Origin of the sequence: Saccharothrix sp. S26 (genome assembly GCF_021390395.1) — a bacterium.
Lineage (GTDB): Bacteria > Actinomycetota > Actinomycetes > Mycobacteriales > Pseudonocardiaceae > Actinosynnema.
Genome location: NZ_JAJUWT010000005.1, coordinates 347,823 through 372,928 on the forward strand (window position 1 = coordinate 347,823; position 25,106 = coordinate 372,928).

General features: G+C 72.5%; 21 protein-coding genes. 11 read left to right on the forward strand and 10 right to left on the reverse strand.

Annotated features, from left to right (window positions below):
• Nucleotides 1-23 precede the first annotated feature (23 nt).
• Entirely contained in the window at nt 24-1,691 is a 1,668-nt protein-coding gene (locus tag LZG04_RS10440; RefSeq protein WP_233815616.1) for an ABC transporter ATP-binding protein, read from the forward strand.
• On the forward strand, nt 1,688-3,472 hold the full coding sequence (locus LZG04_RS10445) for an ABC transporter ATP-binding protein (RefSeq protein WP_233815658.1): 1,785 nt from the start codon (nt 1,688-1,690) through the stop codon (nt 3,470-3,472). Before LZG04_RS10440 ends, LZG04_RS10445 begins: the two co-directional genes overlap by 4 nt.
• Nucleotides 3,473-3,680: 208 nt before the next feature.
• Here the strand turns inward: LZG04_RS10445 and LZG04_RS10450 are convergent, their stop codons facing one another.
• Nucleotides 3,681-4,667 carry a LacI family DNA-binding transcriptional regulator gene (locus LZG04_RS10450; protein WP_233815617.1) on the reverse strand — a complete coding sequence of 329 codons (987 nt, stop codon included), beginning with the start codon at nt 4,665-4,667 and terminating at the stop codon, nt 3,681-3,683.
• A gap of 176 nt (nt 4,668-4,843) precedes the next feature.
• Between LZG04_RS10450 and LZG04_RS10455 the strand changes: the two genes are divergently transcribed.
• A complete protein-coding gene (locus LZG04_RS10455) occupies nt 4,844-5,794 on the forward strand; it encodes a glycosyltransferase family 8 protein (protein WP_233815618.1) in 951 nt (316 codons plus the stop codon).
• A gap of 75 nt (nt 5,795-5,869) precedes the next feature.
• Here LZG04_RS10455 and LZG04_RS10460 read toward each other — a convergent pair whose 3' ends face one another.
• The 3 genes from LZG04_RS10460 to LZG04_RS10470 form a co-directional block, all read right to left on the reverse strand.
• Nucleotides 5,870-6,889 (reverse strand): glycoside hydrolase family 130 protein, encoded by a 1,020-nt coding sequence (locus LZG04_RS10460; protein ID WP_233815619.1) that lies wholly within the window; start codon nt 6,887-6,889, stop codon nt 5,870-5,872.
• A 43-nt stretch (nt 6,890-6,932) separates the two neighbouring features.
• Nucleotides 6,933-8,180 carry a glycosyltransferase gene (locus LZG04_RS10465; protein WP_233815620.1) on the reverse strand — a complete coding sequence of 416 codons (1,248 nt, stop codon included), beginning with the start codon at nt 8,178-8,180 and terminating at the stop codon, nt 6,933-6,935.
• Between the two features lie 70 nt (nt 8,181-8,250).
• Complete coding sequence (locus LZG04_RS10470; RefSeq protein WP_233815621.1) at nt 8,251-9,315, reverse strand: ParB/RepB/Spo0J family partition protein; 1,065 nt, start codon at nt 9,313-9,315, stop codon at nt 8,251-8,253.
• 446 nt (nt 9,316-9,761) lie between these two features.
• Between LZG04_RS10470 and LZG04_RS10475 the strand changes: the two genes are divergently transcribed.
• The 4 genes from LZG04_RS10475 to LZG04_RS10490 all read left to right on the forward strand — a co-directional run bounded on the left by LZG04_RS10475 (nt 9,762) and on the right by LZG04_RS10490 (nt 14,711).
• Nucleotides 9,762-10,838 carry an aldo/keto reductase gene (locus LZG04_RS10475; RefSeq protein ID WP_267935973.1) on the forward strand — a complete coding sequence of 359 codons (1,077 nt, stop codon included), beginning with the start codon at nt 9,762-9,764 and terminating at the stop codon, nt 10,836-10,838.
• Nucleotides 10,839-11,164: 326 nt separating this feature from the next.
• On the forward strand, nt 11,165-12,682 hold the full coding sequence (locus LZG04_RS10480; RefSeq protein WP_233815623.1) for a hypothetical protein: 1,518 nt from the start codon (nt 11,165-11,167) through the stop codon (nt 12,680-12,682).
• A gap of 48 nt (nt 12,683-12,730) precedes the next feature.
• Nucleotides 12,731-13,699, forward strand: a complete 969-nt coding sequence (locus LZG04_RS10485) for a KamA family radical SAM protein (RefSeq protein WP_233815624.1) — start codon at nt 12,731-12,733, stop codon at nt 13,697-13,699.
• Nucleotides 13,700-13,703: 4 nt separating this feature from the next.
• The gene (locus LZG04_RS10490) at nt 13,704-14,711 is read left to right on the forward strand and encodes a hypothetical protein (RefSeq protein WP_233815625.1); all 1,008 of its coding nucleotides are present in this window, start codon (nt 13,704-13,706) and stop codon (nt 14,709-14,711) included.
• 7 nt (nt 14,712-14,718) lie between these two features.
• Here LZG04_RS10490 and LZG04_RS10495 read toward each other — a convergent pair whose 3' ends face one another.
• Both LZG04_RS10495 and LZG04_RS10500 read right to left on the reverse strand, forming a co-directional pair.
• Nucleotides 14,719-15,651 carry an RluA family pseudouridine synthase gene (locus LZG04_RS10495; RefSeq protein WP_233815626.1) on the reverse strand — a complete coding sequence of 311 codons (933 nt, stop codon included), beginning with the start codon at nt 15,649-15,651 and terminating at the stop codon, nt 14,719-14,721.
• Nucleotides 15,648-17,294 (reverse strand): glycosyltransferase, encoded by a 1,647-nt coding sequence (locus LZG04_RS10500; RefSeq protein ID WP_233815627.1) that lies wholly within the window; start codon nt 17,292-17,294, stop codon nt 15,648-15,650. Before LZG04_RS10500 ends, LZG04_RS10495 begins: the two co-directional genes overlap by 4 nt.
• A 5-nt stretch (nt 17,295-17,299) precedes the next feature.
• Between LZG04_RS10500 and LZG04_RS10505 the strand changes: the two genes are divergently transcribed.
• Nucleotides 17,300-19,189, forward strand: a complete 1,890-nt coding sequence (locus tag LZG04_RS10505; RefSeq protein WP_233815628.1) for an ABC transporter ATP-binding protein — start codon at nt 17,300-17,302, stop codon at nt 19,187-19,189.
• Complete coding sequence (locus tag LZG04_RS10510; protein WP_233815629.1) at nt 19,186-20,991, forward strand: ABC transporter ATP-binding protein; 1,806 nt, start codon at nt 19,186-19,188, stop codon at nt 20,989-20,991. Before LZG04_RS10505 ends, LZG04_RS10510 begins: the two co-directional genes overlap by 4 nt.
• On the opposite strand, the gene LZG04_RS10515 is transcribed toward LZG04_RS10510, so the two are convergent.
• The 4 genes from LZG04_RS10515 to LZG04_RS10530 form a co-directional block, all read right to left on the reverse strand.
• On the reverse strand, nt 20,958-21,356 hold the full coding sequence (locus tag LZG04_RS10515; RefSeq protein WP_233815630.1) for an ectoine synthase: 399 nt from the start codon (nt 21,354-21,356) through the stop codon (nt 20,958-20,960). The two genes, LZG04_RS10510 and LZG04_RS10515, sit on opposite strands and share 34 nt — an antisense overlap.
• Nucleotides 21,353-22,636, reverse strand: coding sequence for a diaminobutyrate--2-oxoglutarate transaminase (locus tag LZG04_RS10520; RefSeq protein ID WP_233815659.1), 1,284 nt, complete (start codon nt 22,634-22,636; stop codon nt 21,353-21,355). The genes LZG04_RS10515 and LZG04_RS10520 overlap by 4 nt, the downstream gene beginning before the upstream one ends.
• Nucleotides 22,637-22,681: 45 nt before the next feature.
• The gene (gene ectA, locus LZG04_RS10525; protein ID WP_233815631.1) at nt 22,682-23,203 is read right to left on the reverse strand and encodes a diaminobutyrate acetyltransferase; all 522 of its coding nucleotides are present in this window, start codon (nt 23,201-23,203) and stop codon (nt 22,682-22,684) included.
• A gap of 245 nt (nt 23,204-23,448) precedes the next feature.
• Nucleotides 23,449-23,685 (reverse strand): hypothetical protein, encoded by a 237-nt coding sequence (locus tag LZG04_RS10530; protein ID WP_233815632.1) that lies wholly within the window; start codon nt 23,683-23,685, stop codon nt 23,449-23,451.
• 95 nt (nt 23,686-23,780) lie between these two features.
• Between LZG04_RS10530 and LZG04_RS10535 the strand changes: the two genes are divergently transcribed.
• Nucleotides 23,781-24,302 (forward strand): MOSC domain-containing protein, encoded by a 522-nt coding sequence (locus tag LZG04_RS10535; protein WP_233815633.1) that lies wholly within the window; start codon nt 23,781-23,783, stop codon nt 24,300-24,302.
• A 45-nt stretch (nt 24,303-24,347) separates the two neighbouring features.
• Nucleotides 24,348-25,097 carry an SDR family NAD(P)-dependent oxidoreductase gene (locus tag LZG04_RS10540; protein ID WP_233815634.1) on the forward strand — a complete coding sequence of 250 codons (750 nt, stop codon included), beginning with the start codon at nt 24,348-24,350 and terminating at the stop codon, nt 25,095-25,097.
• Nucleotides 25,098-25,106 lie beyond the last annotated feature (9 nt).

The following is a 25,106-nucleotide window of genomic DNA, read 5'->3' on the forward strand; positions in this document are numbered from 1 at the left end:
CCTCACCTAGCAATCAGGGGAAGGTGGGCACCGGGGTGAGAACCGTCCTCAAGGCGGCAGTGACCGGGCAGTGGAGGTCCGTGACCGTCGCCTCGGCGCTCGGCGCGGCCCACCAGGCGGGTGAGGCGGCCGTGCCGCTGCTCATCGGCGTGGTGATCGACGAGGCGGTGCGCACCGGCGCGAGCGGTCGGCTGGCGCTGTGGATCGGCGTGCTGGCCGCGGTGTTCGTGACGCTGTCGTTGAGCTTCCGCTTCTCCTTGCGCAGCGGGGAGAAGGCCTCCCACCAGGCCGCGCACGAGGTGCGGTCGCGGTTGGCCGCGCGGGTGCTGTCGGCCGACGGCGCGGCGCACGGCCGGTTGTCCGGCGAGCTCGCGAGCATCGCCACCAGCGACGCGCAACGGGTCGGGCAGGTGAACCTGGCGTTGCCGATCGCGTTCTCCGCGGTGATCGGCGTGCTGGTGGGCGCGGTGGCGCTGCTGCGGGTGTCCTGGGTGCTCGGGCTGCTGGTGCTGGTGGCCGCGCCCGTGCTGCTCGGCCTGGCGCACGTGCTGGGCAAACCACTCGAACGGCGCAGCGACGCGGAGCAGGAGCGGGCGGCGCTGGCGTCCGGCGTGGCGGCCGACCTGGTGTCCGGGCTGCGCGCGCTGAAGGGGATCGGGGCGGAGGCCACGGCGGCCCGCCGGTACCGGGCGACCAGCCGGTCGTCCATGGAGGCGGCGATCCGGGCCGCCCGGGCGCGGGCCTGGCTGGACGGCTCGATGCTGACCCTGACCGGTGTGTTCCTGGCGGTCGTGGCGCTGGTCGGCGGAGGGCTGGCCGCGGCCGGCGAGATCACCGTCGGCGAGCTGGTCGCCGCGGTCGGGTTGGCGCAGTTCCTGCTGTGGCCGTTGTCGATCTTCTCCTGGGTCAACGGGCTGCTGGCGCAGGGCCGGGCGTCGGCCGCGCGGGTGGCCGAGGTGCTGGCCGCCGCCCCGGCCGTGCCGCCGGGCACGACGCCGTTGCCCGCGGTCGCCGGGCGCGTGGAGCTGGACGGCGTGGTGTCCGGGTCGTTGCGCGGTGTGTCGTTGACCGCGTCACCCGGCGAGCTGCTCGGCGTGGTGGCCCGCGACCCGGCGGACGCGGTGTCCTTGCTGGCCGTGCTGGCGCGCGAAGTCGACCCCTCGGCGGGCACGGTGGCGCTGGACGGCGTGCCGCTGTCCACTGTGGAGGGTTCGGTGCTGCGGTCGGCGGTGCTGGTGGCGGCGCACGACGCGGACCTGTTCGAGGGCTCGGTGCTGGACAACGTCGCCGCCGGCGGGCCGCACGTGGACGCGGCGATGGCCGCGGCGCGGGTGGACGACGTGGCGGGGGCCCTGCCCGACGGCCTGGAGACGGTGATCTCCGCCCGCGGCCGGTCGTTGTCGGGCGGGCAGCGGCAGCGGGTGGCGCTGGCCCGTGCCCTGGCCGCCGCTCCCCCGGTGCTGGTCGTGCACGACCCCACGACGGCGGTGGACGCGGTGACGGAGGTGTCGCTGGCCGCCGGGATCAAGCGCGTGCGGGCCGGGCTGACCACCATCGTGGTCGCCACGAGCCCCGCGCTGCTGGCCGCGGCGGACCGGGTGGTGTTCCTGGCTTCCGGTGTCGTGGTCGCGGCGGGCGCGCACGCGGACCTCGTGGCCGACGACGACTACCGACTGGCGGTGCTGAGCTGATGCGCGAGTTGTTGGCCACCGCGTCCGGCACGCGGACGTGGGCGGCGGTCGGGGAGTTGCTGCGGCCGCGCCGGGCCCTGGCTTGGGGTGCGCTGCTGGTGCTGCTGGCCGGCACGGCGGTCGGGCTGCTCACCGCGCCGGTGCTGGGCCGCATCGTGGACCTGGTCGGCGCGGGGTCGTCCGCCATCGCCTGGCCCGTGGTCGTGCTGGTCCTGGTCGCCGTCACGCAAGGCGTGTCGACGGCGTTCGGCACGGCCCTCGTGGCACGGCTGGGCGAGGGGATGCTCGCCGACCTGCGCGAGAAGTTCGTGGAACGCGCGCTGCACCTGCCCCTCGACCGGGTGGAGGAGGCGGGCGCGGGCGACCTGACCTCCCGCGTCACGCGGGACGTGCAGGTGATCGCCGACGCGGTGCGCAACGCGTTGCCGGTGATGGCCCGCTCGGCGTTGACCATCGCGCTGACCGTGGTCGGCATCGCGGTCCTCGACTGGCGGTTCCTCGTGCCGGTGCTGCTGGCGCTGCCGATCCACGTGCACACCGTGCGCTGGTACGGCGGTCGTGCCGTGAAGCTGTACGCGGCGCAGCGCGTGGCCGTGGGCGTGCAGCAGCAGCAGTTGCTGGACTCGATCGGCGGCGCGGCGACCGTGCGCGCGTTCGGGTTGGCCGACTCGCACGTGGCGCGGGTCCGGTCGCGCTCGCAGGAGGCGGTGGACCTGGCGCTGCGCGGCATCCGGCTGCTCACCCGGTTCTACGGCCGGCTCAACGCGGCCGAGTTCATCGGGCTCGCGGGCGTGCTGGTGACCGGGTTCTGGCTGGTCGGCGCGGGCACGGCGTCGGTGGGCACGGCGACCGCCGCCGCCCTGTACCTGCACAGCCTGTTCAACCCGGTCAACGCCGCCCTGGCGCTGGCCGACGACGCGCAGGCCGCCACCGCGTCGCTGTCGCGCCTGGTCGGCGTGGCCGACGAGCCGATGCCCTCGACCGCAGGCCGGGTGCGGCCGGACGACACGACGATCAAGCTGGCCGGCGTCTCGTACTCCTACGTGGACGGTCACCCGGTGCTGCGGGACGTCGACCTGGAGCTGGCCGCGGGCGAACGGGTCGCACTGGTCGGCGCGTCCGGCGCGGGCAAGACCACGCTGGCGAAGCTGATCGCGGGCGTGCACGAGCCGACCAGCGGCTCCATCAGCCTCGGCGGGGTCGACCTCGCGTCGGCGGTGCGGTCGGTCGCGATGATCACCCAGGAGGTGCACGTCTTCGCCGGTCCGCTGGCCGACGACCTGCGCCTGGCCCGCCCGGACGCCACGGACGACGAGATCACCGCCGCGCTGGACCGCGTCGGCGCGCTGGGCTGGGCCGAGGCGCTGCCCTCGGGCCTGGACACCGTCGTCGGCGAGGGTGGCCACCGGTTGACCGTGGCGCAGGCGCAACAGTTGGCGCTGGCACGGCTCGTGCTGGCCGACCCGCCGATCGCGATCCTCGACGAGGCGACCGCGGACGCGGGCAGCGCGGGCGCGCGGGAGCTGGAAGAGGCGGCGGCGCGGGCGTTGGACGGCCGGACCGGGCTGCTGGTGGCGCACCGGCTCACCCAGGCCGTCACGGCGGACCGCGTGGTGGTGCTGGAAGCCGGCCGGGTGGTGGAGAGCGGCACGCACGAGGAGCTGCTCGCCGCCGGCGGCCGTTACGCCGAGCTGTGGGCGGCCTGGTCGGGCACCCGGTCCGAACCGACGCCGCCGCAGGGCAGGAGCAGCGGCGTCAGAACAGCACGATCAGCAGGATGATCCCCAGCACGATGGCGATGATGGTCGGGATGGTGGCGGGCGACCTGCGGTAGTGGCTGTGCACGGTCGTGGTGCGGAACCAGCTGTACGGCACGCGGCGACGGTGTCGCTGGACCCAAGGCATTTCGGCTCCCATCGTGGTCTCGTCCCCAGAACGATCACCCGGGAGGTACCCACGTGGGACGGCCGTTAAGCCACGATCGGGTGATCACCCCGAACGGCGGACCACCAACGCGGTGGGCAGGACCACCGGCTCACGGCTCGGTGCCGCGCCTTCCAGCCGGGAGAGCAGCAGGCGCGCGGCGGCCTCGCCCATCTCCCTCATCGGCTGGCGCACGGTGGTGAGCTCGGCGTGCGCGGCGATGGGTATGTCGTCGAAGCCGACCACCGCGACGTCGTCGGGCACCTTGCGCCCGGCGGCGGTGAGTGCCCGCATCACGCCCAGCGCGGACAGGTCGTTGTGGGCGAACACCGCGTCGAACCGCAGCCCGGTCGCCATCAGCTTCTCCGTCGCCACCGCGCCCCGGTCGGTGCCGAAGTCGCCCTCCACCACCAACCGCGGGTCCACGTGCACGCCCGCGTCGCCCAACGCGTCGAGGAAACCGTCCAGCCGCTCCCGCACGCACCCGAAGTTCGCCGGCCCCGTCACCACCGCGAAACCCCGACGGCCCGCGGCCACGAGGTGCTGCGCCGCCGCTTGCGCGCCTTCCCGGTTGGTCGTGGACACCGACGGGAACCCGGGCCGGCTGCCCCGGTCGTCGATCATGACCACCGGCAGGCCCTGGTCGTGCAGCGTCTCGATGTAGCTCAACGTGTCCGGTGGCTCGATCACCAGCAGCCCGTCGAACGCCTTCGCCGACACGTGGCTCGCGAACTGCGACAACGACTCCGTGCCCCGGTTCACGGTGTAGAGCAGCAGCCCGTACCCCTCGGCCTCCAGCTCGTCCACCGCGCCCTGCACCACCTCGCCGGTCCACGGCCAGGTCAACGAGGGCACCAGCATCCCGACCGTGCGCGCCCGCCCCCGCGCCAACCCGACCGCCCGGGCGCTGGGCACGTACCCGACGTCGGCGATCACCTGCCGCACCCGTGCCGCCGTGGCCGCGTCGACGTCCGGCTTGCCGTTGAGCACACGGGACACGGTCGCCTTGCTCACCTGGGCACGTTGCGCGACTTCGGCGATCGTGACTCGCACGGCTCACTCCTCGGCAGTGCTGCGGTACCGGTACCGGTACCGGTTACGGAGGCAGTCAACCGCTCACGGCGGGTAGCCGTCAACCCCTCGTCACCACATGAACGGCCTGGGCGGTCAGCCCCGGCGCGGATAGCATCCCGTTCGTACTCGTCCTCATCGAGGAAGCGACTTCGTTGATGAGTATTCGCATCGCCCTTTCGTCCGACGACAACTACGTGGTGCCACTGGCCGCCTGCGTGCGGTCCATCCTCGACAACGCGCATCCCACGGGCGACGTGGAGATCGCCGTGCTCTCATGCGGCATCACCGCGGATTCCCGGCGGAAGCTGGTGGCGTCGTGGGGACCGGCCGCCGCCCGCGTCACGTGGATCGACATCGACCTGTCCAGGCTGGCCGGGTTGCCGACGAAATCCCGGGCCACCGGGCACCTGAACGCCACCACCTACGCCCGGCTGCTGCTGCCCGACGTGCTGCCCGAGACCTGGGACCGGGTGCTCTTCCTCGACACCGACCTCCTCGTACTCGGCTCATTGGCCGAGTTGTGGACGACGCCTCTCGGCGAGTTCCCGTTCGCCGCCGCGCGGGATCCCTACACGCCGCTGATCTCGTCCGAGCACGGCGTGCCCGGGTGGCAGGCGTTGAGACTCGACCCGAACGCGCCCTACTTCAACGCCGGCGTGCTGCTGATCGACCTGCCGCGCTGGCGGCGCGACCGGATCAGCAAGCGCGCCTTCGACTACATCCGGGACCATCGCGACGAGATCCTGCTGGCCGATCAGGAGGCGATGAACGCCGTCGCCAACGGCGGCTTCCGGGTGCTGGACCCGGTGTGGAACGTCATGAACTACTGGTACTGGCCGGAGGACGACGTCTTCGTCCAAGAGCACGTGGTCGACCACGCCCGGATCCGCCACTACAACGGGGACAACAAGCCCTGGGTGTCGTGGAAGTACCACAAGCTCGAGCGCCTCCGGCAGCGGAGCCTGCGCGGGGAGGAGCGGCCCTGGTCGCAGCTGCGGCACGAGCACTGCGACTACGACGTCTTCTTCGACTACCTCGACCGGACCGCGTGGCGTGGCTGGCGACCGGCACCCGAGCCCGCCGGCGACGGCGTCCCCGTGGCCTGACCGGCGGCCGCCGGGAGCACGGGTCGGTCGGCGTCGTGCGGCCCGGGGCACCGGCCCGCACGACGCCGACCGGTGTCAGCGCACGACCTCGCCGTCCCCGTCCACCAGCTCCGAGTTCGCCTTGATGTGCGCCACCAGATCGTCGATCTGGGCGTACGCGACGGCGACGTACGTGTCCGCCGCGCCGTAGTAGATGGCCAGCCGACCGGTCTCGGGATCCTGCAACGAGGCGCACGGGAACACGACGTTCGGCACGAAACCCGTGGTCTCGTAGGGCTCCTGCGGCGTGAGCAGGTAGTCGCGGGTGCGGTAGAGCACCTTGGCCGGGTTCTCCAGGTCGAGCAGTGCCGCGCCCATGCTGTAGACCAGGCCGTTGCACGGCTCGTTGACCCCGTGGTACAGCACCAACCAGCCTTCGGACGTCTCGATCGGCGCCGCGCCCGCGCCGATCTTCACGCACTGCCACCACCGCGGGTCGTTGACCGACATCACCTTGCGGTGCCTGCCCCAGTGCACCAGGTCCGGGCTCTGGGACAGGTAGATGTCGCCGAACCGCGTGTGGGTGTTGTCGCTCGGCCGGGTGAGCACGACGTACCGGCCGTTGATCCGGCGCGGGAACAGCACACCGTTGCGGTTGTACGGCGTGGTGATGTTCTCCAGGCGCACGAACGTGCGGAAGTCGTGCGTCCGCCCCAGGGCCAGCGAAGCCCCGCCGAAGTCCGTGCACCAGATGATGTAGTACGCGTCCTCGACGAACACGACACGCGGGTCGTACGCGTACGTGGGCTTGTACGGCCGGCCGTCCTCGTCGACCCAGCGGATCGGTTCGTCCTCCAGTTCCCAGCTCAGCCCGTCCGCGCTGCGGCCCACGTGCAGGGCGGGTCGGCCGTCGCGGTGGTCGGCGCGGAACACGCCGGCGAACGCGCCGTCGTGGGCCACCACCGCGCTGTTGAACACACGTGCCGTCGAGGGCGTCGGGTTCCAACCGATCAGCGGACCGGCGCGGTGGCGCCAGACGGGGCTGTCACCGCCCTCCGGCGCGGGCTGCCACGGGATGTTCGGCAGCGGATCCCCGACGATCTTCACAGCGGGCATGGAAACCCTTCCGTTCCTGACGGCGTCGCCGATCTCGAGCCGGCTAACGCTCCACAGCGGACAGTTCAGCGGTCGAGACCACCAGGTCGGCCAGCGCGTCCCGGGAATACCGCGACCGGACCAGATCCCACGCGGCCTGCCTGCGGCGCAAGTCGGAGGCGGGATCGGCGAGCACCGCGGCGACCGCGGCCGCGAACTCGCCCGATGTCTCGGCGGCCAGGTAGTGCACGCCGTCCAGCGCGTCGATGCCCTCCATGCCCTTGGCCGTGGACACCACCGGGCAGCCGGCCGCGAAGGCCTGGAGGATCTTCAACCTGGTGCCGCCGCCGTTGCGCAGCGGCACGATGAGCAGCGATCCGGTGAAGAACGGCTCGGCGTCCGGCGGGTCGGCGACCAGGTCTACGACGCCCCCGGCGGCGGCCTCGGCGAGCACGGGGACGGGACGGCGGCCGGCGACCACGACCGGCAGCCCCGGCGCGGCCGCGGCGATGGCCGGGCCGATGCCGGTGACGATCTCGAGCGCCGCCAGCGTGTTGGGGAAGTAGTCCAGCGCACCCAGGAAGAAGCAGCTCACGGGGCGACGCGCCACCACGGGCCGCGAGCCCGCGGCCACCGGCACGGCGTTCGGCAGGACGACGATCGGCGCCGTGGGCGCGTACCGACGGCGCAGCCGCTCCCGGTCCGCCTCCGACGGCACGGTCACGACGTCCGCCGCGGCGACCATCCCGGCCTCCACGAACCGCACGCCGACCTGCTCGGGCACCTCCGGGTCGCGCAACCGCGGCCACCACGGGTGCGCCGACAACTCGTCCTGCAGGTCCGCCTCGGCGTTGTGCAGGTCCACCACCAGCCGCGCGGTCCCCGCGGCCCGGATCGCGGGCAGGTACTGGCTCAGCCAGATGTGGCTGGTCACGACCACCGGGTACGGGTGGGCGTCGAGGAACTGCCGGACCTGGTCGGCGGTGCGCCGGCAGTAGTACCAGTTGTGCGGCACCGGGAGGGTGCCTTCCGGCGTGGTCATGAGCATCGCCGCGCACGGCGGGCAGCGCCGGGCGCAGCTCACCGCCGCGCGCAACGCGTTGATCGACAGCACGTCCACCGGGCCGGTCCGGCGCAAGGCGTCGACGAGTGCGGACTGGCGCATCTCAGCGCCGGTCTGGACGGCCGTGCCCTCGCTGTGGCGCGAGAGCACCGCCAGTGTGCGGCGATCACCGGCACGCGGGTCGCGGGTCAGGAACACGTCCGGCTCGACGGGATCGGCGAACCGGGCGCTCACCACGGGAGAGTTCACGACAACCCCTCAGTCGGTCGGGTGGCTCGACGGCGTCGGGCCGGCCGGAACGGGTGGGTGCGCAGGCCGCTCAGTGCTGTCTGACCCGGGTGTCCGCGGTGCGCGGTCCCGGCACTTCCACGGTCGACGCCGCGGCGGACCGCCGCTCCACCTCCTCGGCGAAGCGACTCCACCCGGCCGCGTGCAGCCGGGCCACGTCCGCCACCATGCGCACGGTGTGGGACGGCACCGCGTCGAGCAGGTCCGCCCAGTCCTCCTCGCAGATCGACCGCGTCACCAGCAGCCGCAGCAACGCCCGACCGCTGTCGGTGAAGCGCAGCGAGGGGTCTTTGCGCAACGCGGCGAGCGTCGCCTCGCGGTCGGCGGTCGACCCGTCCGCCGCGGCGTCCTCCCCGACCGGCGTCGCGGTCGGTCCGGCGGGTGTCGTCGCCGGACCCGGCCGGTGCTCGTGCCCGGGCAGCACCGGGCTGTCCCCGCGCCGCACGCGGTCGCGCACATCCTTGGCGGTGCCGACGGACACCCCCGCCACGCGGGCGATCTCCCGCAGCGACGCGTCCGGCCTTTCCGCGATCAGCCGACCGGCGCGCAACCGGCCGTCCACCGCGCTCAACGGGCGCATCCGGCCGTCCGCGCCGATCCTGCGGTTGCTCAGCACCCGGTGGTCCGGGTCGCTCGCCCGCCGGATCATGCCCGCGGTCTTCACCGACAGCCCGGTCGCCGCCGCGATCGCGCGGTCGGCCCAGTGCGGGTACGAGGCGATGATCCGGCGAGCTGCGGCCTTGCGCTCCGCCAGCGTCAGCGGCAGTCCGTGCGCGATGTTGGCCTCCACGGCCAGCCGGAACGCCGCCTCGGTGCTGCCGTCGAAGAACCGCACCCGGATCTCGTCGTCACCGCGCAGGAGCGCCGCGCGCAAGCGGTGCATGCCGTCGATCACGCGCATCGTCCGCCGGTGCACCAGGATCGGCGGCAGGTCGTCCAACACCTCCGCGAGCGCGTGGACGTGGTCGACGTTCTCCCCCGCGTTGCGCGGCGAATCGGCGGGTTTCAGCAGGCGAGTCGGGACGACCTGGGGACGTCCATTCAGCGAGGCCGACGTCGAAGAATTGTTCAAGGCTTTCTTCTTCCTTGTGCTCACGGTTCTCGTCAACAGTCGTGAACACCGCGCTGTCCGGCGCGTGAACCCGACCGCGTGATCTCCAACAAGAACGGCGCGCCCCCAAGCACGCGGCGATGACGAAGCGGTTCAGCGGCCCGCCCCGGCGTATGGCTCCCGCTATGCGGGATCAGCGCCCACCCCCTCGGACAGTTGTGGTCCCGACGGCGATTGTGGTCACGTGGACAAGGTGCGTCAACACCACGAACGCGGGTTCGCGCCCTGGTCGGGCGTCGAGTGGGCGGATGACCAGGGCCGATAGTTGAACCGGTTCAGCGCGAATCGCGTGTGGCGGCCGGCGTCCATCCGTGTGGCCGGTCGTCCTCCGATCGCCGCAGTGACGCCGTTCAACCGCAGTCATTTCCACAGTCGAACAGTTTGTTTAATGCCGTCGCCAGGACGGCGCTAAGGAGCGCAACGCAATGCGGATGAGGGAACTGGCGCGCGGGTTTCCGGTCGGCGCGCTGGGCCTGGGTTGCAGTTCGATGTCACACGGGTACGGGTCGGCCGAGCGCGACGACGAGGAGTCCGTGCTGGTGGTGCGGCGAGCGGTCGAACTGGGCGTCACGCTGTTCGACACGGCCGACGTCTACGGCCCCCACACCAACGAGGAACTGCTCGGCCGGGCGCTGCGCCCGTACCGCCGGCAGGACGTGCGGATCGCGACCAAGTGCGGCTTGGTGGTCGGGTCGGATGGTCGGTTCAGCCGCGATGGCAGGCCCGACCACCTGCGGTCGGCGTGCGAGGCGTCCCTGCGGCGGCTCGGCACGGACACGATCGACCTCTACCAACTGCACCGGGTCGATCCGGCCGTGCCCCTGGCCGAGACGTGGGGAGCGCTGAGCGAGCTCGTCGCCGAGGGCAAAGTGCGCGCGCTCGGCGTCTCGCACGCGACGGTGGACGAACTGGCCCTGATGCACGGGATCCACCCGATCACCGCGGTGCAGTACGAGCTGTCGGTGTGGGCGCCGCAGCGCAAGCGGGACGTCCTGCCGTGGTGCCGCCGCAACGGTGTGGGTTTCCTGGCCTTCTCCCCTCTCGGCCGCGGTTTCCTCTCCGGCACGCTGACCCGGGACAGCCTGCCGGCCGGCGACTCGCGCCTGCGCGATCCCCGGTTCGGCCCGGCCGCCATGCGCACCAACGAGGCCATCGTCGCGGGCCTGCGCGCGGTGGGCGCCGATCACGGCGACGCGACCCCGTCCCAGGTCGCGATCGCGTGGGCGCTGGCGCAGGGACCGCACGTCGTGCCGATCCCGGGCACCCGGCGGCGGCGTTGGCTGGAGGAGAACGTGTCGGCGGCCGACCTGCGGCTGACGGAGGAGGACCTGCGCCGGCTGGACAACCTGCCACCGACCGTGGGCGAGATGTCCTGGGACGGCGCCCGCACCCAGCCACGCCTCGGCCTCGGCCACGGTCACGGCCGGGTGCCCGTGCAGCGACAGGCCCACGAAGTGCCGACCGCCACCGGAAGTGACTGCACGTGGCACACCGAACGCGGATTGTGAACACCCCGGCGGTGAAGTAGCGTCCGATCGAGGGCCGCCGGACCGGCCGGACGACGTTGCCCGCACGTCGGATCCCGCACTGCTACAGGGCTTCCGCCGCGCACGTCGAGTCGTGCCCGGCACGTTCACCCGGTCGGCGGCCCGGTCGCCGACCGGCACACCGCACATCGGCGGCCCGGTCGTCGACGACAGCCCGCACATCCGAAGCGGAGATGATGATGCTCGACACGCGACTCGATTCCGCGATCCGAGCCCTGTCCCGGGCCGATCGAAGCGACACGCCGCCGGCGGAGTTGCGGGGTCACATGGACGTGGTCACGCAGCACGTGCGCAGGACTCTCGAGGAGTCGGGCTCGCTGGCCTCCCTGGGCGAGCTGGCCGACGACGTGAAGGTCCTGGTGCTCCAGCAGTACTTCCGACACACGCAGACCGGCAGCCACAAGACGGAGTTCGACCGCGACACGGTCGGCCGGTTGCTGCACGAGTGGTTCGGCATCAGCCTGGACACCACCACGTCGGACACCGCCGCTGGGGGCGACCGGTTCACCCGGCTGCCGGGTCGCATCGGGGCCGAGGCGGTGTACCGGCTGGACTTCGGGCAGACCGAGGTCTTCCTGTTCATGACCCCGACCAAGCTCGAGGCGGCGCGGGCGTTGGTCCGGTCCCTCGCCGAGGACGCCGTGCTGACCACGGAGGCCACGTCGCCGCCGTGCGAGGTGGCCGAGTTCGTCCCGCTGTGGCTCAAGGACCGCCAGCGCGACCCGGGCGAGTTCTACATCGACCGCGACGACCACCCCATCGCCGACTACTACGCCTCGCAGGAACGCGTGCTGGCCGACGAGCTGGGTGTCCGGGTGCGCGAGAGTTCCGCGGAGCTGGCCCTCGTCGCGAACGGCGACGGCCTGCGCTACCACCGGGACCGCCTGGTCAACCAGTACGCGTTGCTCGAACGCGGCGAGGAGTGCGCGGAAGACCTGCGACTGGTCCAGGACCTGACGCTGATCGACTGGGACATGCAGGCGGGCACGATGTCCGGGACCATCTTCGAGCACCCCGACGGAGACCGCTACCTGTTCGCGCTGCACCCCGGCGAGGTCGTCGGGATGTTCTTCAGCCAGCGGCCCGTGTTCCCGGGCCCGATGATGATGCCCTACCACTGCGCCCTGCCGGTGCTGGACCGGGAGAGCGGCCGCTCGGTCGGCGCCGCCAAGGGCAAGCGGCTCAGCGCGCTCATCCGCGGGCTGGCCGCGGGCGACGAGGTCGATGCGCTCAGCGGACGAGCCGCCGGCGTCGCACTCAACGACGTCGCGGAGGAAACGGGTGGCGTCCGCCGTTACCGCGATGGGCTCGAAGTGGCCCGCGTCGCCGACCTGCCGGACACCGCGGTGCACCCGGTCGCCCACCTCGCGGGCGACGACCAAGGCGTCTCCGTCATCGAGTTGTCCACACAGGACAATCGACCGCTGCTGGACGCCCTCGGCGCGCCCAGGGGCGCCCGGCTGTTCCGGGTCGACAAGGTCGGCGAGGGCTTCGCCGACCTCGGCGCGGTGGTGCCCGGGTTCGCCGAGGCCGCGTCGGTGACCCTGGTCAACCGCACTCGCCGCAGCCCTCGGCAGACCTCCTACCCGGTGGCCTTCGACCACACGCTGCTCGGCCTGTCCTGGTGGCAGCTCCACCGGCTGGCCGCCGCGGACGTCATGCGGGTGCCCCTGGCGACCCGGTCGTCGCTGCGGCTGTGCCCCACCGACGAGATCCTGCACCGGTCCGCGTTGCTGGACTCCTTCCACTCGACTGGATCCCTGCGGCCGCGCACGGTGATCTCGGTCGACGTCGTCGTCGCCTGACGCGCCACTGCCCACGCCCACCGCACCGGACGGACGGATGAGGAATCCATGGACGAGACCCGCTTCGCGGAGAAGACCACCACCTACCTGCGCGATCTGGCAGAGCGCAGCGAAGCCATCCGCAAGATGTACTTCTTCGACCCGGAGTTCGAGGACGTGCCCGCCGACATCGGCCGAGACCTGCTCAACGAGAAGGTGAACTCGCCGCTGTTCGGCACGGTCCGCAAGTTCGACGGGCGGTTGCTGGTGCTGCTGTCGTACACGTGCGCGGCCAACTGCCGGTACTGCGAGCGGCAGGACCGGGTCGGCGTCGGTCTGGACCGGGTCGGCAGGCTGGCGCCCCGGCAGGTCGACGCGGTCGTGGACTACGTGGCGAACGACCCGTCGCTCTACGAGGTCATCGCCAGTGGCGGTGACCCGCTCATCAACCCCAAAGGGCTGGAGCGGCTGTTCACCTCCTTGAGCCGGGTGGAGCACGTCAAGGTCCTGCGCATCCACACCCGCTTTCCGCTGCAGTCGCCCGAGCGCGTGGACATGGCGTTGATGGAGCGCCTCGCGGCCACCAAGTCGACGGTGTACTTCAGCCTGCACATCGACCACCCGGACGAGCTGACGCCCCAGGTGCTGGCGGTGATCCGCGACCTGCGCCGCTGCGGTTTCATCCTGATCAGCCAGAGCGTGTTCCTCAAGGGCGTGAACGACGACATCGACACGCTGCAGCGAATGTTCACGGAGCTGTTCCAGCTCGGTGTCCGGCCGTACTACATCTACCACTGCCAGCGCATCCAGACGACCGAGCGGTTCGAAATGGACCTGGCCGAGGAGGTGCGGATCATGTCCGCGCTCCGCGAGCGGCTGAGCGGGCTCGCCTTCCCGCAACACGTCATCGACCTGCCATCGGCCCGGGGCAAGGTGCTCGTGCCGTCGCATCACTGGGACTGGGATCCCGCCAAGGTCCGCGACTTCGACGACTCGTCGCTGAGCACGGCGACCTGGCAGATCCTGCCGACGAGCTGAGCCCGTGGTCGCGTTCCTCTATCACGTGCCGGAAGAGCCGGTCCGCGAGGCGGATCGGCTCACCGCGCAGGTGCACGCCAACTTCGAGGACGAGCGGACCATCGCCCGTCTGGTGGACCACGTCCGCGCGCACGGGACCGAGCTGACGCCGGTGAACGCCGCCCGGGACGACTGGCCGGCCCGGGTCACGGACCGGCGGGTGTTCAACTACACCTACGGGTTCGGCCTGCTCGCCGACAGCGTGCGGCCGACGCTGGTGCTGGAGGCTGCGGGCGCGGACTACGTCGGCGCGCCGCCCGCCGGTCTGTACCTCAGCGCCAACAAGCCGCACGCGAGCGACCTGATGGGCGCGGCCGGGTTCGACGTCCCGCGGCAGCGCCTGGTCTGCGACCCGGTGGGGATCACCGAGTCGGCCGCGCTGTGCGCGTGGTTCGGCGGGTGCGACCACGTGGTGGTCAAGCCGGCGTACGAGGAGTCGAGCGTCGGGCTGGCGGTGGCCCCGGTCGAGCCGGAGGGGCTCCGCGCCGTCCTCGCCGACCTGTTCGACCTGCTGCCGGGCCCGTTCGTGGTGCAGGAATACGTGGAGGGGGTGGACGTCACGGTGCCGGTGATCGGGCGGACGGCGCCGCACTGCCTGCCCGCCGTCGGCCTGGTCCTCGAGCGCCCGGCCGACGGCCCGTTCGTCTTCGACGCCGCGCGCAAGGCCACGAAGGCGGACGTGCATTACGCGCCGCTCACCGAGTGGTCCGACGACGTGCTGGACGCGGTGTACGCGATGGCGTTGCGCGCGTTCCGGATCACCGGGCAGCGCGACTACGCGCGGCTGGACTGCCGAGTGACGCCGACCGGCAGGTGCTACTTCCTGGAGGTCAACGCCAACCCCCAGCTGGGACTCGGCAAGGCTTCGTTCGCCGTCTCGGCGAACGCGGCGGGCCTCGAGGTCGGCGAGGTGATCGGCGCGATCATCCGGGACCAACCGGCCGCGCCCGGCCTGCCCGGTGCCGTGCGGTGAGCTCCGGTCACGATGACCCCGACCGCCCGCGGTGTCGGTGCGGCGGCCGCCTCCTGCCCCCCGTGCGCCGCGGCGCCCCGTCGCCGGGTCGGAGGTCTCCGGGACGGATGTCGTCGGACAGGGCGTCGTCGGTCGCGTCGTCGTCCGGTACGTCCACTTGGGCGTCGTCTTCGCGCAGTCGGTGGTAGGTCCGGTCGAGCAGTTCGTCCGACGGCGGCGGCGTGACGGGTTGCCAGAAGTCCGGGCCGGGCGGGGCGAGCACCTCGACGCGCGCCCCGCCCGCCCAGGCCGCGTCGAACGCCAACCGCCACGAGTGCAGGAACGTGCGCAGCCCCGCCGCCTCGGCGTTCTTGTCGAACAGCGGGTCGCCCAGGATGGGGTGGCCGATCCAGGCCAGGTGCACGCGGATCTGGTGACGCCGCCCGGTGTGCGGGACGACGACCAGCAGCGTGTGCCGGTCGTCGTGCCAGGCCCGCGCGAAGCCGGTGTCCGACGGGTAGGTCCGCACGTGGCCGAACTCGGTGCCCGGCGCGAGCGACCAGCGCGACCGCTGCGCGTCGAACCCGATGTCGGACCGGTTGCCCGCCACCCGGACCCGGTTCTTGCGGCCGACGCTGAACGGCAGCGTGATCCGGCCGCGCTCGGGCAGCCCGGTGGACGCGGTCACCGCCAGGTACGCCTTGTCGACCGTGCGCTTGTTGAACTGGCGGGTGAGGTCGCCGTGGAACTCCAGCCGCTTGGCGAACAGGATCGCCCCGGAGGTGTTCTTGTCGATGCGGTGCGCCGGGAACAGGGTCTCGCCCGCCTCCTCGGCGAGCCGGACGAGGTCGGTGCCGTGCCGCTCGCCCATGACGGCGATGCCCGGCGGCTTGGCCAGCACCAACGCCGCTTCGTCCTCGAACAGCACCGCGCCGCGGCGCAACTCGGACCAGGTCGTCACCGCGGCGCCGCTTCCACCACGCGCAGCACCTCGCGGGCCCGCGCGGGCGCGCCATCCGCACCGTGGACCACCATGGCCAAGTCCGCGCCGACCCAGTCGGCGGGGACGGTGAAGGCGCAGTCCGTGCGCCGCCACGTCCCGCGTCGTTCACCGGGCGTGACGCGGTCGGCACCCACGACCTCGTCACCGCGGCGGAGGTGGCTGCCCGTCACCGGTGCCGGCGACCACGTCGTGAGGGAGATCGCCACCCGGGAGCCGGCCGCAGGCGTCGCGGCACCGAACGAGGGCATCGGGGGAAAGTCGAGTGCGTCGGGCCGAGGCGTCGTCAGGTCGATGTCCTCGACCGCCCACGGGCCCCATAGCACGGTGTAACGACCAGCCGGCGGGTGCGCGGTGAGCGGGCCGGGTGCCGGGTCGAGGGCGGCGACCAAGCGTTCGCCGACGAGGTCGAAGCGCACCTTCCCGGCCACGGCCGCCCGCAGCACGGGGCCGGGCCGAGGCTGTGTCAGCACGGCGTCCAACGCGTCGGCCAGGGCGTCCACCTCGCCGACCGGCACCAGCGTCGCCACGTCGCCGAGTGTTTCCCGCAGCACCGGCAAATCGTAACAGACCGACTCCGTGCCGAGATAAGCCGCCTCGACCGGGGGATATCCGAAACCCTCGAACCAACTCGGGAACAACACCGCGCCGGCACGTGCCAACAATGCGAACTTGGTCGAGTCGGGGATTCGGTTGTGCACCTCGACGGAAGCACCCGGCACGGTGGCGAATTTCGCCTCCAGCGCCGCGACGAATTCCACGTCGACCGGACCGCCGAAGACCAGCCGCAAGGTGCGTCCGGCGAACGCGGAGGCGGGCAGTGCCAGCACGTCGCCGCCGCCTTTGTGGTCGTGGAACGGCCGGGCGAAATACAGCACGCTGCCGTCCTTGTCGCCGTGCGGCACGCGGTCGGCCACCACGCTGTTGAGCGGCGGGTAGCACTGCTCGAACCGCAGCGCGCCCACGTCGGACCGGTAGTAGTCGCGGGCGTGGCGGTCCGCTTCCAGGGTGCTGGACAGGACGATGCCGCCCCGCACCACGACTCGACGCCAGTAGTCCCACACCTCCGGGTGGTCCGGGGTGGGCGCGTACTTGTTGAACCAGTTGGCGCTCTCGTAGTTCAGCACCGCGAGGGCGGCGCCGCACCGTGCGGCGACTTGCTCGGCGCAGGAGTAGAAGGGTGGGTGGAAGCCGCCGGTCGGCGCCACGACGACCACGTCGAAGTCGTCCGCCACCTCCGCCGGGTCGTACCCCGGGGTCGTGATGTAGCGCACCGGCGCGGAGACGTCGTCCAGGTCGGCGCGCGCCGCCGGGACCGTGTTGGTCACCACCGTCACGTCGGCGCCCGCGTGCGCCATGGCGTGGGCCATCAACAACGCGTGGTAACGGCCACCGGAGTACGCCACGCCGGAGGTTGAATAGTCGTACACGAAAATCGCCGCCGAAGTCACAACCCGTTCCTCCTGTTCGCGCCTGCACATTAGCAAGTACCAGTCCGGGCGAGCGGTGTTCAACCCGGCGGAAATCCTTCGGTGTCGGGCCTTGTCGGTGCGGAACAGGGCCGTGGATACTCGCCCGGTCATCGAGCCGAACGCGGGGAGCACGGCGCATGCTGGTCTGGCACGAGTGGGTCGAACAAGCCATAAGACCCCGGAAACTCATCCTCCGGTACGTGCCGGCCGCCGGCGTCGGCCCGGTCGCGGCACTCCTCGCGGTGAACGTGGTGGCGGGTGTGCTGCCGGTGGCGTTCGTCATCGCGGTAAGCGCTCTCATCGGCCACGTGGGTCACCTGGCGGGCGGCGGCGCGCCGGGTCCGGCCCTCTGGTGGTTGCTGGCGGCCTCGGCCGGCACGTTCTTCCTCCAGCACGTCGCGACGACGCTGCACACGCCGCTGGCCGAACTGGTCCAGCGCCGCGTGGACGGTCGGGTGCACGACAGGCTGATCGAGTCCGCCCTGCGCAGTCCGGGTATCGCGCCGATGGAGGACCGGGTGACGGTCGACCTGTTCAAGGAGGCGTCGCTGCGGCTGCGGGAGGACTGGGAAACCCCGGGCACCGCGCTCGTCGGCCAGTTGGCCCTGGCCGCCCGCTACACCCGTCTTGCGGGCTTCGTCGCGATCGTCGCCGCGGTGCTGTCCTGGTGGCAGGGGGCGGCGCTGCTCGCGGCCACCCTCGTCTTCCGCTACGGCCAGCGCGGCGGGCTGCGCCGGTACTCGCGGGTGTGGCAGGAGATCACCCCTCTCGTCACCCGCAGCGACTACCTGCGCGACCTGGCGACGGGCCGTGCGGCGGGCAAGGAGATCCGCGTTTTCGGCCTGGCCGGATGGCTGGCCGGGCGCCACGCCCGAGCGGTGCGCGACTGGCTGGACCGGGTGTGGCGGGAGCGTCGCCGGATCTACCTGTACCCGTACCTCGGATTCAGCGCGATCGGGCTGGTGATCGGCGCGTTGGTGCTCGTCTCGGTCGCGCACGCGGTCGGCACCGGCGGGCTGACGCTGACCGGGTTGAGCCTGGTGCTCCAGGCGACGGTGGCCGCCCTGCTGCTCGGCGACCACTACCCCGAGTCCGACGTGCCGAGCCAGTTCGGGATGTGGGCGGCGACGAGCCAGGACAGCTTCGACCGCCGGATCACGGCCGCGACGCGGCAGTTGCCGGTGCGGCGTCCCGCGGCCGACCCGGTCGGGCTGCCGCGCACCGGGATCAGCCTCGACCGCGTGGACTTCCGGTACGCGGCGGGCTCGCCACCGGTGCTGCGCGGGTTGTCGCTGGAGCTGCCCGCGGGTCGGTGCACCGCGCTCGTCGGCGTCAACGGCGCGGGGAAGACGACCTTGGTCAAGCTGCTGACCAGGCTCTACGAGCCAGAGGACGGCGCGGTGCTGGTGGACGGCATCGACCTGCGCCGGTTCCCGGTGCAGGCGTGGCGGCGCCAGGTCAGCGTCATCTTCCAGGACTTCATCCGGTACGAGCTGTCGCTGGCGGAGAACGTGGCGCTCGGCGCGGCGCACGTGCCGCTCGACGTCGAGGCGGTGCGCGACGCGCTGCGCCAGGTCGGGTTGCTGGAGTTCGCCACGCGGCTGCCGCACGGACTCCACACCCCGGTGTCGGGCGGGTACGCGGGCGGCACCGACCTGTCCGGCGGCCAGTGGCAGCGCGTGGCCATCGCCCGCTCGCTGTACGCGGTGGGCGCCGGGGCGAAGCTGCTGGTGCTGGACGAGCCGACCGCGGCGCTGGACATCCGCGCCGAGGCGGCGTTCTTCCGACAGTTCGCCACCCTGACCCGGGGGGTGACCTCGCTGCTGATCTCGCACCGGCTGTCCAGCGTCCGGCACGCCGACAGGATCGTCGTGCTCGACGGCGGGGCGCGGGCGGAGGTTGGAGGGCACGACGAGTTGATCGCCCGCGACGGCCTCTACGCGCGGATGTTCCGGTTGCAGGCGGACCGGTTCCTCGACCCCGCGCCCCGGGACGGCCAGGTCGGACGGACGGGGGTGTCCGGATGAGCGGGATCCTGGGCGGGTGCGCGGACCTGCTGCACGTGGCCTGGCGGGAGGATCCGCGCCGGCTCCTGGTCGCCGCAGTGCTGATGATCGGCCAGGCGGTCGCCCTGCCGCTGGCGTCCGCGGTGCTGGCGGTGTTCACCGACGCCTCGGTCGCAGGCGACGTCGGGCGCGCCGTCGGTGCGGCGGCGGCCACGGCCGGGCTGGTCGTCGCCTCGCTGGTGCTGGGGAACTTCGCCCACCTGGCGTACGAGGAGCTGGGCGAGCTGACCCTGCTGCGGTTCGACCGGGCCCTCGTGGACGTGGCCAACGGGTCCGCCAGGCTCGACCACCACGAACGGCCCGAGTACGCCGACCGGCTCCACGTGCTGCGGCAGGAGTTGCAGCGCGTCGGCTGGAACGGCGTGCAGGCGCTGGTGCCGTCGCTCGGGCTGGTGGCGGGCATCGGGATGACCGCGGTGCTGCTCGGCTCGCTCGACCCGTGGCTGCTCCTGCTGCCGCTGGCGTCCGTGCCGCCGGTGGTCGCCGGGCGGCGGGCGGAGGCAGTGGTGGCGGCGGCCCGGGAGCGGGTGTCGGAGGTCAGGCGCCGCGCGTGGCACCTCTTCGCGATGGTGGCCGACCGTGGCCCGGCCATGGAGTTGCGGGTGTGCGAGCTCGGCGACGAGGTCCGCCGACGGCACGCGCAGCTGTGGCGCACCGCCTCGGACGAGCTGGTACGCGCCGAGACGCGGGCGGCGCTGCTGCGCCTCGCGGGCCAGGGCGTGTTCGCCGCCGTGTACGCCGCCGTGACGCTGACCGTCGTGCTGGACGCGGTGTCGGGCCGGCACAGCGCCGGTGACGTCGTGCTCGCCGTGACGCTCGCCGGGCAGGTCGCCGGGCAGGTCACCAGCGCGTCCGCCCTGCTGCGCGACCTCCAGCGGTCGGCCGCGGCGATGGCGTCGCTGCGGTGGGCGCGCGGCGTCACCGCGACCGGGACGCCGTCGGACGCCGTGCTGCCACCCGACCGCATCCGCGAGGGCATCCGGCTGCGCGGCGTAACGTTCGGCTACCCCGGCGCGAAGCGGCCGGTGGCCGACCGACTGGACGTGTTCCTGCCCGCGGGCGCGACCGTGGCGCTGGTCGGCGAGAACGGGGCCGGGAAGACCTCGCTGGTCAAGCTGCTGTGCCGGTTCCACGAACCGGACGCGGGCACGATCGAGGTGGACGGCGTGGACCTGCGGCGGTTCGACCCGGCGGCCTGGCAGCGCCGCATCGCCGCGGGGTTCCAGGACTTCGTCCGGTTCGAGCTGTCCGTCCGCCACGTCGTGGGCGTCGGCGAACTGCCGCTGGCCGACTCCGACCCAGCGGTCCGCGCGGCACTGCGCCGGGCCGGGTCGGAGGACGTGCTCGACCGCTTCGACGGTGACCTGGACACCCTGCTCGGCAGCTCCTTCCCGGACGGCACGGAGCTGTCCGGCGGCCAGTGGCAGAAGCTCGCCGTCGGCCGCGCGATGATGCGCGAGGACCCGCTCCTGCTGGTGCTCGACGAGCCGACCTCGGCGCTGGACCCTCAGACGGAGCACCTGCTGTTCGAGCGGTACGCCGCCACCGCGCGCCGCACGTCCAACAACGGGTCCATCACCCTGGTGGTGTCGCACCGGTTCTCTACCGTCCGCGACGCCGACCTCATCCTGGTGCTGGCCGAGGGCAGGCTCGTCCAGGCCGGCGACCACGACGCGTTGATGGCCGAGGGCGGGATCTACCGCGACCTGTACGAGCTGCAGGCCGGGTCCTACCGGTCGTCGTCGGAGGCGGCCGGCGGGTAGCTGCCCTTGTCGTCGTGCACCTCGCGGCCGGTCAGCGCGGGCGTGAACACGCACACCATGCGCAACTGGGTCGTCGCGCGGACGGTGTGCCGCTCGTGGCCGTCCAGCAGGTACATCGTGCCGGGCCGCAACGGGTGCCGGTCGCCGCTCTCCCCGTCGACCAGCTCCCCCTCACCCTCAACGCACAGCACCGCCTCGACGTGGTTGGTGTACCACATCGCCGTCTCGGTGCCCGCGTACATCACCGTCTCGTGCAAGGAGAAGCCGACACCGTCACCGGCCAGGACGAGCCGTCGGCTGCGCCAAGTGGCTGCGACGACATCCCGTTCGGTACCACTGATCTGGTCGAGCGTGCGGACGATCATGCGAGCATCCCTTCCTGTTCCTGTCGTCGCGCCACCGGCGCGCCTGGCAGCGCGTCCACCGCGTCGGCGAGGATCCGCAAACCCCGGGCCAGTTCGTCGGCCGGGATGGTCAGCGCGGGCATCAGCTTGACCACCTCGTCACGCGGCCCGGCCGTCTCCACCAGCAGACCCCGCCGGAACGCCTCGCGCGCGACGGCCGCCGCATCACCCGGGCGCCGCAACGCCAGCCCCCACACCATGCCGCGCCCGCGCACGACCGGGTCCAGGTCCGGCCGTCGACCGGCGATGTCCGCGAGCGACCGCGCCAGCACGGCCGCGTTGACCGCCGTCCGGTCGGCGAGGGCGTCGTCGGCCCAGAACAGCTCCAACGCCCGCGCGGCGGTGAGCAGGGCGGGCCCCACCCCCCGGAACGTCCCGCTGTGCTCGCCGGGCCGCCACCGGTCCAGCTCGCGGCGGAACAGGGTGAGGCCGAGCGGCAACCCGTACCCGCTCAAGGACTTGGACAGGCACACGATGTCGGGGCGCACGCCGGCGGCCTCGAAGCTGAAGAACGGGCCGGTCCGGCCACAGCCCATCTGCACGTCGTCGACGATGAGCAGCACCCCGTTGCGCCTGCAGGCCGCGGAGAGGGACCGCAGCCACTCCGCGCGCGCGACGTTCACACCGCCCTCGCCCTGGACGGTCTCGACCACCACCGCCGCGGGTGGGTCGGTGCCGTCCCCGTCGAGCACGGCCCAGCGGTCCGCTCCGGGAGCGCTCGGGGTGGTCCCGTCGTCGAACGGGATCAGCACGGTGTCGCGCGGTGGGACGCCGGTGTCGTGCCGGCGCGCCGACCCCGCCAAGGACTGCGCGCCGAGCGTCATCCCGTGGAACCCGTTGACGAAACCGACCACGCGGCGGCGGCCGGTGATCTTGCGCGCGAGCTTGAGGGCGGCTTCGACGGCGGTCGTGCCCGCGGGACCGGAGAACTGCACCTTGTAGTCCAGGCCCCGAGGTCGAAGCACCACCTCGTCGAGGGTGGACAGCAGCAGGCGCCGGGGGCCGGTCCACATGTCCAACCCCTGCACCAGGCCGTCGCGTTCCAGGTGCGCCAACAGCGCCTTCTTCAGGTCCGGGTGGTTGTGGCCGTAGTTCAGCGCGCCGGCGCCGGTGAAGAAGTCCAGCCAGGCCCGTCCCGACTCGTCGTACAGGTGGCTGCCAACCGCCCGGTCGAAGACCACCGGCCACTGCCGGCAGTAGTTGCTGACGTTGGAGTCGAGGTGGTCGAACGCGTTCGGCATCGCGCTGCTCTCCGTCCGGTCGTGGGTGACGGGCACGCGTGGCGCTCAGCGCGCCAGCGGTCCGATGCGGTGCAGCACCTCGTCCTCGTGGGACGCGGCGCTGGCGAAGTCGGGTGCGCCGAACAGGGGGCGGGTGCGAAGGTCGCAGCCACGCGCGGCGGCGAAGGACTCGAAGAGCCTGCGCGAGGCCGGGTTGCCGGGCGTCACGGTCGCCTCGACGAACGTCACCGGCCCCGATCGGGTCGCCTGTGCCACCAAGGCGTCGAGCAGTCCCAGGCCGACGCGGCGGCGGCGGTGCCCGCCTGCGACCGCCACCTGCCAGACGAACAGCGTGTCCGGTTCATCGGGACGGCGGTACCCGGTCGCGAACGCGACCACCTCGCCGTCGAGACAACCCACCGCCGACGTGGCCGGGAAATCACGGCACCACAGCAGATAGCTGTACGGGGAATTGACGTCCAGCCCGCCGGAATCGCGGGCGATCCGCCACATCGCCGCGCCATCAGCGACTCGCGGACGCCGGAAAGTGATTTGCGACGACGTCGGACCGCCGCTCCCCTCGATCATGTGATCGACACTAGCGAGCAGGTGTGCCGTGCTCAAGACTGTGGGTTGAGCAGCGCGAACGCCGATTCACTGAAGTCGCGCGACACCGTTCATAGCGTTTTCCGGCATCCGGCCGTATGATGACTACGACGTTTCCCAATTTCCCTGACAAGCGTCGAGGCGAAGCCGCAAAAAGGCGTGCGGCCGGGATCGGTGGACAACCGGTGGCATCGCCCCTGGGGTGGAATGGTCCAGTGCGGCCGCGGTCAGGCCAGCACGGCGTGACCCGCCGGCGTCAGCTCGGCGGGCACCCACGAGCCCGAGTCACCCGGCACGGCGGGCCGGAGCAGCCCGGCGTGCGCCAGCTCGCGCGCGGCCGACTGGTCGCTGCACAGCAGCCCGTCCACCCTCAGGTCCGGCTCGACGCTGCGCGTCACCTCGGCCCGGCCGGCCGCGATGGCCCGCAGCAGGGCCCGCGCCCGGTGGTTCAACTCGTAGTTCATGATCGCCCCCGCGGAACGTGTGCACCTGTCATATCGCCGCGGCCCCGTGAAGTCTTACTTCGGTAGGGTCTCCGTTCATGGGGATGGTCGCGGCCGTGAGCCGGAGCGGGGACTACACGTTCACCAAGCCCAACCAGGAGGCGATCACGCTCGTCGCGGGCCTCGGCGTCGAGGGCGACGTGCACCAGGGCGTCACGGTGAAGCACCGGTCACGCGTGCGCCGCGACCCGACCCAGCCCAATCTCCGCCAGGTGCACCTCATGCACGCCGAGCTGCACGACGAGCTGAACGCCTCGGGCTTCGAGGTCGGGCCGGGTCGGCTGGGCGAGAACGTGACCACTCGCGGGGTCGACCTGCTCGGGCTGCCCACGGGCACGCGGCTGCGCCTCGGCCCGGACGCCGTGGTCGAGGTGACGGGGTTGCGCAACCCGTGCCCGCAGATCGACGCGTTCCAGGACGGCCTGCTCAAGCAGGTCGTCGGCCGCGACGAGGACGGCAACGTGGTGCGCCGGGCGGGCATCATGTCCGTCGTGCTGGTCGGCGGCGTGGTCCGGCCCGGCGACGAGATCCGCGTGGAGCTGCCCGCCGAACCGCACAGCGCGCTCGTGCCGGTGTGATCGGGCCGCTGCGATGACGGGCACTCGGCGCTACGGTCCGTGTCCGTGACAGGACTTCTCGCGGGCACGGTCGCGCTCGTCACGGGAGCCGGCGGGCTCATCGGGCACGGGATCGCGGCCCGGTTCGCGCGAGCCGGGGCGGCGGTCGTGGCGCACACCCGGCACAGCGACGTGACCGCGCTCGTCGCCGGGATCACGGCGTCGGGTGGGCGGGCGACCGGCCTGCGGGCCGACCTGACCGACCCCGACGACTGCCGCCGCCTGGTCCACGAGGCGGCCGAGTGGGGCGGCCGGTTGGACGCGGTGGTCAACAACGCGGGCGTGCAGCCGGTGCAGGACCTCGCGGGGATGACGGCGGCGCAGTGGCGCGAGGTGGTGGACGTGAACCTCACCAGCGCGTTCTGCTGCACGCAGGCCGCCGCGGAGGTGCTGCCCGCCGGCGGTTCGGTCACGCACATCGCCTCCGTCGAGGGCACGCACCCCGCCGCCGGGCACGCGCACTACAGCGCCTCGAAGGCCGCCCTCATCATGCACGCCCGGTCGGCCGCGCTGGAGTACGGGCCGCGCGGCATCCGCGTCAACACCGTCTCCCCCGGGTTGATCGACCGGCCCGGCCTGGCCGACGACTGGCCCGAGGGCGTCGACCGGTGGACGCGCGCCGCGCCGCTGACCCGCCTCGGCCGGCCCGAGGACGTGGGTGACGCCTGCGTTTTCCTGGCCTCGCCGATGGCGTCGTGGATCACCGGAAACGACCTGGTGGTGGACGGTGGCGTGTCCGCCCGACCCACCTGGTGAGCAATTCCG

Excerpts from the sequence above, each read along its gene's own strand:
- LZG04_RS10505 (WP_233815628.1), top strand. The coding sequence starts at position 17,300 with ATGCTGGTCTGGCACGAGTGGGTCGAACAAGCCATAAGACCCCGGAAA.
- LZG04_RS10460 (WP_233815619.1), bottom strand. The coding sequence starts at position 6,889 with ATGCCCGCTGTGAAGATCGTCGGGGATCCGCTGCCGAACATCCCGTGG.
- LZG04_RS10485 (WP_233815624.1), top strand. The coding sequence starts at position 12,731 with ATGGACGAGACCCGCTTCGCGGAGAAGACCACCACCTACCTGCGCGAT.
- LZG04_RS10530 (WP_233815632.1), bottom strand. The coding sequence starts at position 23,685 with ATGAACTACGAGTTGAACCACCGGGCGCGGGCCCTGCTGCGGGCCATC.
- ectA (WP_233815631.1), bottom strand. The coding sequence starts at position 23,203 with ATGATCGAGGGGAGCGGCGGTCCGACGTCGTCGCAAATCACTTTCCGG.
- LZG04_RS10510 (WP_233815629.1), top strand. The coding sequence starts at position 19,186 with ATGAGCGGGATCCTGGGCGGGTGCGCGGACCTGCTGCACGTGGCCTGG.
- LZG04_RS10515 (WP_233815630.1), bottom strand. The coding sequence starts at position 21,356 with ATGATCGTCCGCACGCTCGACCAGATCAGTGGTACCGAACGGGATGTC.
- LZG04_RS10475 (WP_267935973.1), top strand. The coding sequence starts at position 9,762 with ATGAGGGAACTGGCGCGCGGGTTTCCGGTCGGCGCGCTGGGCCTGGGT.
- LZG04_RS10520 (WP_233815659.1), bottom strand. The coding sequence starts at position 22,636 with ATGCCGAACGCGTTCGACCACCTCGACTCCAACGTCAGCAACTACTGC.
- LZG04_RS10455 (WP_233815618.1), top strand. The coding sequence starts at position 4,844 with ATGAGTATTCGCATCGCCCTTTCGTCCGACGACAACTACGTGGTGCCA.